Origin of the sequence: Planococcus citreus (assembly GCF_003664125.1) — a bacterium.
Classification (GTDB): Bacteria; Bacillota; Bacilli; order Bacillales_A; family Planococcaceae; genus Planococcus; species Planococcus citreus.
On the sequence record NZ_RCCP01000001.1, the window covers coordinates 1,073,304 to 1,085,994 of the forward strand.

General features: G+C 50.6%; 11 protein-coding genes and 1 pseudogene. 3 read left to right on the forward strand and 9 right to left on the reverse strand.

The features are described 5' to 3' along the window. Positions 1-575: 575 nt before the first annotated feature. The 6 genes and pseudogenes from DFR62_RS05275 to DFR62_RS17570 all read right to left on the reverse strand — a co-directional run. A complete protein-coding gene (locus DFR62_RS05275) occupies positions 576-1,043 on the reverse strand; it encodes a threonine/serine exporter family protein (protein ID WP_121298503.1) in 468 nt (155 codons plus the stop codon). A gap of 12 nt (positions 1,044-1,055) precedes the next feature. Then, the gene (locus DFR62_RS05280; protein ID WP_121298505.1) at positions 1,056-1,811 is read right to left on the reverse strand and encodes a threonine/serine exporter family protein; all 756 of its coding nucleotides are present in this window, start codon (positions 1,809-1,811) and stop codon (positions 1,056-1,058) included. Between the two features lie 91 nt (positions 1,812-1,902). Then, positions 1,903-3,042, reverse strand: a complete 1,140-nt coding sequence (locus DFR62_RS05285) for a zinc-dependent alcohol dehydrogenase (protein WP_121298507.1) — start codon at positions 3,040-3,042, stop codon at positions 1,903-1,905. A 145-nt stretch (positions 3,043-3,187) separates the two neighbouring features. Then, the gene (locus tag DFR62_RS05290) at positions 3,188-5,326 is read right to left on the reverse strand and encodes a beta-propeller domain-containing protein (protein ID WP_241663120.1); all 2,139 of its coding nucleotides are present in this window, start codon (positions 5,324-5,326) and stop codon (positions 3,188-3,190) included. Between the two features lie 71 nt (positions 5,327-5,397). Next, complete coding sequence (locus DFR62_RS05295; protein ID WP_277751605.1) at positions 5,398-6,300, reverse strand: DHHA1 domain-containing protein; 903 nt, start codon at positions 6,298-6,300, stop codon at positions 5,398-5,400. Between the two features lie 69 nt (positions 6,301-6,369). Then, a pseudogene (locus DFR62_RS17570) lies at positions 6,370-6,585 on the reverse strand (alanine--tRNA ligase-related protein); the annotation flags it as partial. An 85-nt stretch (positions 6,586-6,670) separates the two neighbouring features. On the opposite strand from DFR62_RS17570, the gene DFR62_RS05300 reads away from it, so the two are divergent. Next, entirely contained in the window at positions 6,671-7,582 is a 912-nt protein-coding gene (locus tag DFR62_RS05300) for a diacylglycerol/lipid kinase family protein (protein ID WP_121298513.1), read from the forward strand. A 105-nt stretch (positions 7,583-7,687) separates the two neighbouring features. Here DFR62_RS05300 and DFR62_RS05305 read toward each other — a convergent pair whose 3' ends face one another. From DFR62_RS05305 to DFR62_RS05315, 3 genes are read right to left on the reverse strand one after another with little or no spacing between them, the layout of a single operon-like run. Beyond that, positions 7,688-8,878 (reverse strand): acyl-CoA dehydrogenase family protein, encoded by a 1,191-nt coding sequence (locus tag DFR62_RS05305; RefSeq protein WP_121298515.1) that lies wholly within the window; start codon positions 8,876-8,878, stop codon positions 7,688-7,690. Between the two features lie 16 nt (positions 8,879-8,894). Next, entirely contained in the window at positions 8,895-10,061 is a 1,167-nt protein-coding gene (locus DFR62_RS05310) for a saccharopine dehydrogenase family protein (protein WP_121298517.1), read from the reverse strand. A gap of 14 nt (positions 10,062-10,075) precedes the next feature. Beyond that, positions 10,076-11,557 carry an aldehyde dehydrogenase family protein gene (locus DFR62_RS05315; RefSeq protein ID WP_121298520.1) on the reverse strand — a complete coding sequence of 494 codons (1,482 nt, stop codon included), beginning with the start codon at positions 11,555-11,557 and terminating at the stop codon, positions 10,076-10,078. Positions 11,558-11,762: 205 nt separating this feature from the next. Between DFR62_RS05315 and DFR62_RS05320 the strand changes: the two genes are divergently transcribed. Then, positions 11,763-12,557, forward strand: coding sequence for a MerR family transcriptional regulator (locus DFR62_RS05320; protein ID WP_121298522.1), 795 nt, complete (start codon positions 11,763-11,765; stop codon positions 12,555-12,557). Then, positions 12,550-12,678 carry a hypothetical protein gene (locus DFR62_RS17575; RefSeq protein ID WP_277751604.1) on the forward strand — a complete coding sequence of 43 codons (129 nt, stop codon included), beginning with the start codon at positions 12,550-12,552 and terminating at the stop codon, positions 12,676-12,678. Before DFR62_RS05320 ends, DFR62_RS17575 begins: the two co-directional genes overlap by 8 nt. Positions 12,679-12,691 lie beyond the last annotated feature (13 nt).

Below are 12,691 nucleotides of genomic sequence, written 5' to 3' on the forward strand. Positions count from 1 at the left end.
GCATCATACGGATATTCGCTGCCTCGCTTTGGGTTGGCCTTTGGCTACAATGAATTGGCGAAAGTAAATTGAGCCAATTCATCTGCGATGCTTGAGCGTAGCGAAAGTTGAGCAAGCCGGTTCATACGAATATTGGGTGCAGCCTTTCTCCTACTGCGTTGGCTCACCCGTGGCGCTAGGCAGCTATTACATTTCACAGATTGTGTGGTGTTTACAGGAATCTGCTTTTTTACAAGTTGCTGGCTAGTGGGGGAATCGCTTCCCGGGGTTCGTGTCGGACAGTGGATATTTAGAAATTTGGAGTTCGCATCACACGGATATTCGCTGCCTCGCTTTGGGTTGGCCTTTAGCCACAAGACAGGAAGAACGCCTGTCTTGCGGCGTCGGCTCACCCTGTGCGCCCGGCAGCTTATACATTTCACTGATTGTAGGGCGTTTACATAAATTCCATTTTTTAGAAGTTGCCGGCTAGTGGGGGAATCGCTTCCCGGGGTTCGTGTCGGATTGAGGCGCTCTTGTTAGATCCTGAACAAAAAACAGGCCGCCCACAAATGAGGCTGCCTGTTCGTTATTGATTATTCTTGTGTAAAGCCCATTTTTTTCTGAGTGCGCCGTGCTTGATACTTGAAATACAATTGCATGAGCACTTCCGCGAACACCAGCCCCATGGCAATGGCGCCTGAAATCATCAGTGCTTGCACAGCGAAATCGACCGCTTCCATGTAATCATTCTCCACGATATTGCGCATCGCATTGTATGCCCGGCTTCCGGGAACGAGCGGTATGATGCCGGCGACACTGAAAATGATCATCGGCATTTTAAAGATTTTCGCCAAGATGTGTGCAACGATGGCAACAATAAAGGCACCGGCGAAGGTTGCTTGAATCGGGTCATCGAACATCAGGAAATAACTCCTGTAAAAAAGCCAGCCGCTCATCCCGACAAGGCCACAACTGATCAGTGTCTTTTTGGGGATGTTGAAAATGATGCCGAATGCACCGGCTGCCAAAAAACTTAGAAATGCCTCCAAAGGCCAGTTCATTCGATCTCCTCCTTAAAATGACAATACGATGGCGATGCCGGCCCCGATAGCGAATGCTGTCAGAAAAGCTTCCGCGCCCATCGATAGCCCTGATACAAAATGACCAGCCATCATGTCACGTACTGCGTTGGTGATCAGCAAGCCAGGCACAAGCGGCATGACCGAACCGATGATGATCGTATCAGGATCGTTCCCGAATCCGCTGTATACAACGAGTACTGCTAAAGTACCGATGGCGACCGCTCCAATGAATTCCGCGAAAAACTTGACCCTCGTTTTCACGAGTACCATTTCCACAATATAAAAGCCGATTCCCCCGATGAGAAAAGCGAACGGAATGTCCGCCCAGCCGCCGCCCATCAAAATTAGGAAACAGGCACTGGCAACTGCAGCTGCGAGTACTTGCAGCCACAAAGGGAACAAATAATGGTTTTTTTCGATTTCCGTCATTTCTTCATACGCCTGCTGCAAAGTCAGTTGGCCTGCAACGAGGCGTCTCGATACCGCATTGACGCGCGCCACCCGTTCAAGGTCGGTACGGCGCCCATGGATGCGCACAAAACGCGTCGGCAAATCATTACTCGGGGAAAACATGATGCCCGCTGGAGTCACAAAGCAATGGGAATCCATCATATTTTGCGAAACCGCCATCCGGATCATCGTATCTTCCACCCGGTAGGTCTCCGCGCCGCTTTCCATCATGACTTTTCCAGCCAATAGAAAACAATCCAGCGCAAGTTCTCTTCTGACTTCCGATATTTCGGCCATCTGGTCTCCCCCCTTTTTCTTCTGTACCATCATACCGCAGGCAAGGCAAAATTAAAACGCTCCGGTTACCGGAGCGTTTCATCGGCATATTTTATGGCTTCAAAATGACTTTGGTACACTCGTCTTCATGGTCGTTGAAAATCCGGTAAGCTTCACTCGCTTGTTCGAGCGGCACGATGTGGGAAATGATCTCGCGCGGGTCGAACTCGCCTTTTTCGATTTTATCGAGGAGCATCGGCATCAAATGAATGACCGGCGCTTGCCCCATCTTCATCGTTACGTTGCGCTCGAACAAATTGCCGAGCGGGAATTGGTTATACGTCAATCCGTAGACGCCTGTCAATTGGATGGTACCGAATTTGCTGACGGCATCCTTCGCGATATCGATTGCGCTAAGCGTCCCGCCTTGCAGCATCAGCTTTTGCTGGACGGCTTCGGCAGTCGATTTCTTGCCGTCCATCCCCACACAATCGATGACGACACGCGCGCCGCCTTTTGTGATTTCATGGATCAGCGCTCCGGTGTTATCATGCTGGCTGAAGTCTACGATCTCGACATTATTCATCTTTTTCGCTTTTTCCATCCGATACGGCAATTCATCTACCGCAATAACCCGTGCCGCCCCTTTCATCCAGGCGAACTTTTGGGTCATGAGCCCGATTGGCCCACAACCAAGAACGACGACCGTGTCGCCTTCTTTGACGCCTGCGTTCTCGACACTCCACCAGGCTGTCGGCAGTACGTCTGACAGGAATAGGACCTGCTCGTCTTCAAGTTCTGAGGATTCCGGAATGACCAGTGGCATGAAATTAGCATAAGGCACGCGCAAATATTCAGCCTGCCCTCCTGAATAATCGCCATAGCGTTCTGTCAAACCGAAATAGGCGCCTGTATCAAAATGGGGATTGCCGTTTGAATTGTCGCATTGGCTTTCCATTTCATTTGAGCAATAGAAGCAATGGCCACAACTTATATTAAACGGAAGCACGATACGGTCGCCTTTCTTCACTTTGGTGACATCCGGCCCTGCTTCTTCTACGATTCCCATCGGTTCATGGCCGATGACGGTATTCTTGGTGGTCGGCAATGCCCCTTGATAAATGTGTAAATCTGTCCCGCAAATGGCGGTGGAAGTTATTTTCACGATGATGTCATCACGTTTTTGGAGTTCCGGGTCTTTGACTTCTTTGACTTGCATGTCTTTGGTTCCTTGAAACGTTACTGCCTTCATGTTTTTCCCTCCCGTTTATTGGTGTCAGAATATTTCTGTTATTCCCGTTTTCTGTCAGCGCAAACGTCTAATTTCCAAGCTTATTCCATCTTATAAATAACAAATAGCGGATCTCCTCGAAGAGATCCGCTTACAGAAACCATATTTATTGAAGAGGCAAGGTGCCGAGTGGTTCGAAATCAGACAAGCGATAGCTTCTGACTTCTGTATTCGCCACTGCATATAAGGCGTCTTTTGCATAAGCCAGGCGCTGGACTGATGTATTCCAGTCTTCATAGGGCTGGCTAGAAGGTTGGGTCAAGTCGGCCGATAGCTCGATGCCTTCCGGCGTAATCGAATAAATCAAAGCTCCTTCTGCCTGAAATTCAATATACTCTGTGCCATCTCCTGTATAGATCGATATCGGGAAACCGAACAAGCTTTGTGCTTCATGACGGAATAAAGCTTTGTGATCGTATTGCAGGGCAGAATAAGTTCCAGGCCCGCCGATGATTTCTGTATCGGTTTCCTTGGGGTCGCCCATGTCGCTGACATCGAACAGCGAGATTTTCATCCCGCCTGTCACGATGCGAGGCTCGCCGCCCCCTTTGACTGGCTCGATTTTTGTATCGTAGCCAAACCCGATCAGATGCTGGTCGTCGAGTGGATGTAAATAATTAGAAAATCCAGGAATTTTTAATTCCCCCAACACTTCTGGAGCGGCAGGATCTGAAACGTCGATCGCAAACAGTGGATCGGTCTCACGGAAAGTCACCATATAGGCTTTGCTGCCGATAAAGCGGACCGAGTAGATGCGTTCGCTCGGTGCCAAGTTTTCCACTGAACCGACTTGTTCCAATTGTTCGTTCAAAATGAACAGATGGTTTTTCGGTTCGGAAGCCGGTGCCCAGGCAACGCCTTCTGTTGTCGCCAGACGGAAATGTCCTTCGAATTCATCCATCGAAAACTGGTTCAACAGGGATCCTTGCACGCGGGCCGAAGCGATAAATTCTACTGAGATGCCATCCAAGCTGAATTTGAAGATTTCTGTATCCGCTTGTTGCGGCACCCAAAGCGCCGTATCTTCGAACTCCCCTTCAGCCGTCTCAAACGCAGAAGCCGTCAAATAGAGATGCTGTTCGTTCATATACATCTGTTCATTGCCTCCCAAAAAGCCTTTTGTGGAAATTTCATTGGACTCTGGGGCTTCTAAGCTGATGGAGGTGATGACGCTATAGCTCCCTTCCATCGTTCCTGGCAGGATGGTCAAATCTTCATAAGGCAAGGGTTCAAGCTCTCCGCCTTGCGCGGAATCGAATAGTCTTGGCCGCAGTTCGACATCCGGCTGCTCTTCCAATATCCAGTAATTCGGAAACACATTGCTGACGTAATGCAAGATGCCGTTCGATAGCCGCGCATTATTGAATGTGCCTTCATTGCCGAATTCGCGAATCAGCTCCGGGTTCTCGGGTGAAGTTACGTCATAGAGAGAAACCGCTGTGAGGCCCGAATAAGGCATAAAGCTCTCCATTTCCGCATCTCCCTCCGTTTCCATGAGCGAAAAGCGGCTTGATATGACAATAAGCGTATCGCCGAATAAAAACAATTCCTCCGGATACGTTTCTCCGTCCAACTTCAAGACTGCTGCAAGCTCCATGTTTTCGGGATCCCTAATATCGGAAATCATCACACTCGACTCACTGATGGAATATAAATAATCGCCGTCCGTTTGCACTATATCCCCTTCATCGATGCCTTCAACCTGGTTATTTGTCGACGAATGGTCGCCCCCTCCCATTCCGCCAGACTCGCCTGACGCGCTTTCCTCAGCGTTATCTACCCCTTCTCCGAAGCCGCGATAAAAGGGATTGTCTTTTTGGAGATTCAACAATCGCGTAAAATACGTACGCAGTTCCTCTTCGCCAGCCAGATTCTGGACTTCATCTTGTATCGTGAACTCAATCTGATTTGCCGAAAGGCTTTTTAAGAAACTGCTCGTTAGGGCCGATTTGGTAACATGAAGCGTATAGTCTCCGCTAGCGATGTCCGGAATTTCAAGCGTCCGTCCGCCATTCGCCAGTTGCATATCGAGATCGAGCTTTTGGCCACCTGCGTCCGTCAGGTAAACAGCGCCTTTTTCAATCGCATCCGCATCGAGCGGCGCCGAAAAATTGGCCCGCCAGCCGGATTCTGAAAGGGCTGTGGAGGATCCGCTGATGGCTACATTCTCCGTCAGCATAACAAAAGCTATACCTGAAAACACCAAAAGAATCGCTGCTATCCACCATGCTCTGCTCCATTTCACGAACACCACGACCTTTCCCGTGCCATTTACCCATTAGACCCTTTACATCTCCAAAAGGTTACAGCTTGCGTTCAGCCGTTTGCATGAATTTCGTTGAAAATTTCCTGGAAGCGTTCGAACGGTTCTTCTGTATGGCCGCCGCCTTGCGCAAGTGCAGCGGTTCCGCCTCCCTTGCCATCTGTTTCTTGAAGCAAGCGTTTCAAAGTCTCTCTCATATCGGCGGAAGCTTCATTGCCGCGGGCGCATACCAATCGGATGCTGCCTTCTTCTTGTGCTGCAAATAACAGGCAGACGGACGGGTATTCTTCAGTAGCCAAACGCGCCAGCTGCTGCAATTCCTTGACGGGCCGGTCGCCGAAGTTCCGGATCGCGACGCCCCCTTCCGGCGTTAACGCTTTTGCCTCTGAAAGCAGCAGTTGTTTTTTCAACTCCACGATTTCCTTGTCGGCTGCAATTTTCTCTGATAATAAAGCATCTGCCGCTTGTACCAGTTCAGCGAGCGGGGCATTCAGTTTCCCAATTAATGCATCTCTCGTGTCGCTCAATTTACCGAAATGTTCGAGCGCTCGCTCTCCACATAGAAAATAGAGCCGCGTGCCGCCTTTGGCTTTTTCTGTCCCGAGAATTTTCAACAGCCCGATTCCCGCGGTATTGTCCGGATGCGTACCGCCGCACGCATTCAAATCGATGCTATCTATTTCCACCAGGCGGATGTCTCCCGTGACAGCGGGGGGCTTCCGAAGGTTCAATTGCTCAAGCTGACTTTCATGTACGAAACGCGTGCGGATTGGCAAATGGCTTTGGATAATTCGGTTAGCTTCAAGTTCCACTTGCTGCAATGTTTCCCGGTCGATGGATGCTTTATGCAAATCGATCGACACCCGCTCCTGCCCGAGATGGAAGCTGGTGGTCCGGTAACCATAATGGTCTTCCAGTAAAGCGCTCAAAAGATGCTGGCCGGCATGCTGCTGCATATGGTCCCATCTTCTTTGCCAATTTAGCTTCGCTTGGTATTCGCCGGGCTCCAGCTGCCGATCCAGGTAATGGCGGATTTCTCCGTCCTGATTTTGCACATCTTGCACTGTGGCTGCCCCAATCATTCCGTGGTCTGCCGGCTGCCCGCCCCCTTCTGGATAAAAGCAAGTCTGGTCGAGTACTGCATACTGGCCACTTTCATCTATTGCCGATTCGGCCACGTGAACTATTATTTCCTTTAAATATGGATCGTCGTAATATAATTTTTTCGTCATATGAGCACTCCTTTTTACGGAATTCCGCTGATGCGTTTACTGGCCCTCCATAAGTGGAATGGTTGAATAACGATGAAGAATGGAGGACTTACGCATGGCCGGATTCACGCATTCCGTATTATTGTATAATGCCGAGGCAGGTGCGTCCACGTTAGATGCGGTCATGGGATTGGCCGTGCCGCAACTAGCCGCATCTTCGAAAACACTGGAACTGATCAAGACCGATTCCCCGGAAGAACTGGAATCGGTCTGCCGTTCTGCAGCCGAGCGCGCCGACGCATTATTTGTCGCAGGCGGCGACGGCACTGTCCACCTGGCCGCACACGCACTCAGTTCAATCGACAACCCACCGCCCCTCGGAATCTTGCCTAGCGGGACATGCAACGATTTTGCGCGTACGATGAACATTCCGTTGTACCTTGACGAGGCAGCGAAAAGCTTGAGCAAAGGCAAGCTTCAACAAGTCGATACCGCTACCCTTAATGAAGGCACGTTCCTGAATTTCGCAGGCATCGGCTTGATCACAGACGCTTCTTTCAATATCGATCCCGATTTGAAGGAACGCTATGGCAAGCTCAGCTATTTCATGAGCGCGATGCAGACGATGAGGCAAGCGGAGCCATTTGATGTAGCGATATCGATTGATGGACAGGAATACGAAGAACAAGCCGTTTTGGTTTTGGCCATGAACGGCAAATCCATTGGCACGCATTTATTTCCAATGCAAAGCATCGACCCCGCCGATGGGCTGTTGGATATTTTCATCATCCAAAGTTCGTCATTCGCCGCTATACGGGAATGGTTTTCACTATCCAAACCAAATCTCACCGCAGAAGACCTAGAACACATCATTCATCTGCAGGGCCGCGAAATCGACATTCGCACCAGTACACCAATGGATATCGATACAGACGGCGAGATCTACATGAAGACGCCGGCATCGATCCGCGTCCAACCGGGGAAACTCAATTTGCTAGTGCCGACTGAAGAAGATATTTTTACGTAAAAAAAACTGCCGGATGCTACTCGGCAGCTTAAGGAGCGGGCGCTATGCCCGTTCTTTTTTAGTTATTTTGAAAAGAAGGCAATCTTCTAGGTGAGGCAGCCGGCTTTACTCGAATGGCCAAGCAGGCAGCATGCGGTTCAATTCTTTGTCTTCCCGCTTTCCGAGCACATAATCCGCCTGCATGATTGTATGGATTTCCCGCGTGCCTTCGTAAATGACCGGTGCTTTGGAATTGCGCAAGTAACGGGCGACCGGATAATCATCCGAATAGCCGTAAGCGCCGTGGATTTGCACCGCGTCGTCTGCCGCTTTATTGGCGAAATTGCAAGCCTGCCATTTGGCGAGCGAAGTTTCGCGTGTATTGCGCTTGCCGCTGTTCTTCAATTCGCCGGCACGGTAGACGAGCAAGCGGCTCATCTGGTAGCCCGCTTCCATATTGGCGAGCATTTGCTGCACCAGCTGATGCTCGCCGATCGGCTTGCCGAAGGTCGTGCGCGTCTTGCAATAATCCAAGCTTGCTTCCAAACAGGCCATCATTAAGCCACATGCGCCGGCAGCGACCGTGAAACGGCCATTGTCGAGTGAAGCCATCGCAATCTTGAAGCCTTCTCCTTCTTCCCCGAGCCGGTTGCCTGCCGGGATGCGTACATCTTCCATGAATAATTCGCCTGTATTGCCGGCACGTATGCCGTATTTCCCTTTGATCGCCTTGGAAGAAAAGCCTTCACGGTCACGTTCCACGATAAAAGCGCTGATTCCTTTATGCGATTTCTCTTTATCAACATAGGCGAAAACGAGGAAATGGTCTGCTTGGTCACACAGAGAAATCCATGTTTTCTGTCCGTTCAGCACATAGTCGTCTCCGTCGCGTTTGGCGGTCGTTGAAAGCGCCGCCACGTCTGATCCGGCTCCTGGTTCTGTCAGGCCGAACGCGCCGATTTTTTCACCTTTCGCCTGAGGGACCAAAAATTTCTGCTTTTGCTCTTCTGTGCCCCATTGTAGAAGCGATAGTGAGTTCAAGCCTGTATGGACAGAAACGGCCGTGCGGAACGTGGTGTCGCCGCGTTCAAGTTCTTCGCAGACGATGGCCAGTGAATTATAATCCATGCCGCTGCCGCCGTACGCTTCCGGAATGCACACCCCCATCAAACCGAGATCGGCCAGGCGCTGCCAAATCGATTCGGGAAAATGCCCCTCTGTGTCCCAGTCTTTTATATAGGGCATGATTTCTTCATCGACAAACTTCCGGACGGCTTTGCGCAGCATCTCTTGTTCTTCGCTGTATTCAAAATCCATGCCGTTTTCCTCCTTGCTAGTTATGATGCGTTGCCCGTTGCACCGTTTCTTCAATAGTTACCCCGCGCTTCTTCATTTCCGCGATGTATTCAGCACCCGGCACAATCTGCTCCGGTGGATAGACGCCTCGTTTTTGGATACGCCCATCCGCGATCATCTGCGCCACAACAGAAATGCTGTAGGCAGTGGCCTGCGCCATCGCCGTGACGCCAGTCGATTCATCGCGAATGGTCACCATTTCATATCGGTAAGTGCATTCCTCTTGCTCTTTCACACCGGAAACCGTCACGCGCAAAAGCACGGCATCTTTCTCGTCGCCAAGTTCTGTAATTGGCTCGAGCACTTTCAGCAGCACTTCACGCAGCGACACTTCATGCCCTCCGGCTGTCACTTTTCCTTCGCGATTCGTCAAGCCCAATTCGACGAGCAAACGGAACTTGTCGGCATGGCCCTGGTAACGGATCGTTTTGTACTCCAGTGAATCCACATCGTGGAACGTTTTCGTCAAGGTCGACGTACCGCCTGATGTATGGAAAGCTTCCAACTCATTGAACCCTTCGAACGCGATCGGCTCGATTTCCGATAGCGATTCGACTTCTTCCAGTTCTCCACCACGGATGACGTGCGACGGGTCCGTGTAATGGTCGAAAACGCCTTCAAGTGAGAAAACGTGTTTGTATTCGAGCGGCGGTTCCGGCTGGAGCGGAATGCCTCCGACATAAATGCGGATCGATTCGACCTTGTCCAATTGGCTCGCACCATAGCCGGTTAAAATATTGATCATCCCCGGCGCCACGCCAAGATCCGGAATGACGGTTACGCCTTGGTTGGACGCTTGGTCGTGCATGGCGAGCACCTTATCTGTAGCGCCTCCGATATGCCCGCCAAGGTCGACGGAATGAACACCACAGTCGATCGCGATTTTCGCTACTTTCTCATTGAAGGTATAGAACAACGCATTGATCACGACATCCGCCTGTGCGATGACTTGCTTCAGCTCATTGTCACGGCTTGCATCCATCTTGGCGATTTCAAGCCGCGGATCGTCCAGTTGCTGGCGGAACGCTTGCGCTTTTTCCGTTGTCCGGTCCGCCAGAATCACTTTTTCCACCTGCTCATTGCGAAGTAAATCACGCGCTGCTTGTTTTCCCATCAACCCTGCTCCGAGTACCGCAAATTTCATCTCCGCCGCCCCCTTTATGCTTCGTTGTCGATCTGTGCACGCTGCAATTTACCACTGAAATCCACATAGACGCTTTTCCATTCGGTAAAGACATCGAGTGCCGCAACGCCTGAATCACGGTGGCCATTGCCGGTTCCTTTCGTGCCGCCGAACGGCAAATGGATTTCAGCCCCTGTCGTTCCCGCGTTGATGTAGACGATTCCTGTATCGAGGTCGCGCTGCGCTTTGAATGCCCGGTTGACATCCGCCGTGAAAATTGAGCTCGACAAGCCGTAAATGACGCCGTTGTTCACTTCGATCGCTTCCTCGAAACTTGCAACTTCAATCAAGGAAATGACCGGCCCGAAAATTTCTTCCTGTGCAATGCGCATTTCTGGCGTTACGCCCGCAAACAATGTCGGTGCGTAATAGTTTCCTTTGTCGTAATGGCCGCCCGTTAAAATTTCGCCGCCCCTGACGAGTTCCGCCCCTTCTTCTTTGCCGATTTCAATATAAGAATGGATTTTCTCCAATGCTTTCTTATTGATGACCGGTCCGACTTTGACGGATTCGTCCATACCGTCGCCGATTGTCAGTTTCTCCATCTTTTCGAGCAGGCGCTGCTGCAGCTGTTCCTTCACATCCCGATGGACGATGACACGGCTGCAAGCAGTGCAGCGCTGGCCGGCGGTGCCGAACGCGCTCCAGAGAATTCCATCCACTGCGAGGTCCAAATCTGCATCGTCCATGACGATGACCGCGTTTTTTCCGCCCATCTCAAGCGACACTTTCTTCAAATGGCGCCCGCCGAGTTCCGCCACTTTACGTCCTGTATCCGTCGATCCCGTAAATGAAATGACCCGGATATCACGGTGCTCGATCATCGCCGTCCCGACTTCTGAACCGGAACCGAAAACGATGTTCGCAACACCATCCGGCAAGCCAGCCTCCTTGAAGATTTTGGCCATTTCATAAGCCATCATCGGCGTTTCCGTTGCCGGTTTCCAGATAAATGCATTGCCCGCCACAATCGCCGGGAAAGATTTCCACGTGGCGATCGCCACCGGAAAATTCCACGGTGTGATGAGCCCGACGACACCGATCGGCGCACGGACACTCATCGCGAATTTATCCGCCAGTTCCGAAGGCGTTGTCTCGCCGAACAGCCTTCTGCCTTCACCTGCCATATAAAATGCCATATCGATGCCTTCCTGAACTTCGCCGCGCCCTTCTTCGATCACTTTCCCCATTTCTTTTGTCAGTACCGACGCGAGCTGCTCTTTCTTTTCTTTCATCAAGCGCCCGATTTCATATAGATAATCCGCGCGTTTCGGTGCCGGGACAAGCGCCCATTTTTTCTGTGCCGCTGTGGCTGCTTTCACCGCTTCCTCTACATCTGCGGCAGTTGACCGCTGTACAGCTGCCAACTCTTCGCCTGTTGCCGGATTGACAACTGGCACAAAATCAGCGCCCGCCTCTTGCTGGAACTCCCCATTCACAAAATTCGTCAGTTTCATCGAATTACCCCTTTCTGCAATGAATGCAAACGCTTTCACTATTTACTGTATTCCCTACAAAACGGAAAACTCCTACATGCTTTCATAACTTCCTTCCATAACTTTGCAAAGTCGGTCACATTCGGGCGCCTTTACAATAAAATTCCCCGGAAACGGTTGACACTGACCATTCGTCATAGTCTAATCAAGAGTAGAGGTGATTGAAATGTACAAAGTACAAGAAGTGGCAAAAATCGCAGGTGTCAGCGTACGGACACTGCACCATTACGACAGCATTGATTTAATGAAACCGAGCAATAAAGGATCGAACCGATACCGCTATTACAGCGACGACGACTTGAAATTGCTGCAACAAATCCTATTCCTTAAAGAACTCGGATTTTCATTGAAGAAAATCCAGGAAATCATAAAAAATGGCTATGATGCCGAATATGCCATGGCGCGCCATATCGAATTGCTTGAACAGAAAAAATTCCGCATTGAGCAATTGATCGATAATGCACGCGCAACACAAGAGGAGTTTTCATCCGGAGAACCCCTCAGCAACGAACAGCGCTTTTCTGCGTTCTCCCTCCGTCATACGCCGGATCGCATCGACTTGTACCAGAAGCCGGAAATTGAAGTATCCGTCAAGGACGACCTTGAAAACATCAAGGAAGAGACTTCTGTCCTGGAGGCTTCGGAACCGGAAACCGCAAAACCACAGAAAGAAGCCGAGAACCTGGAAGAAATCGATCGTGAAGCGAACCGTATCTATAGCGCTGTTGCCAGCCTTATGGATTTACCGGTCGATGCAAAGGAAGTCCAGAAAGAAATGGCCGCGTATTACCATCTGCTTGACCGCTTCTATGAATGCACGCCGAATATGTTCCGCAATTTGGCCAATCTTTATGCTAACGACAGCCGCTTTTCGCGGACCATCGACCAGCACGGCGACGGTTTATCCGACTATCTGAAAGACGCGATGCACGTGCACGCGAATGCCTTGCAGCATGCGTGAACTCATCGGCCCTTGCAGCAATTGCGGCAAAGATGTCTATTGCCGTGACGGATTTTTGGACGGCGTCTATATCGACGGCGAATTGATTTGCCACGATTGTGCAGAAGAACTAGACAATTAATCCATAAAGAAAA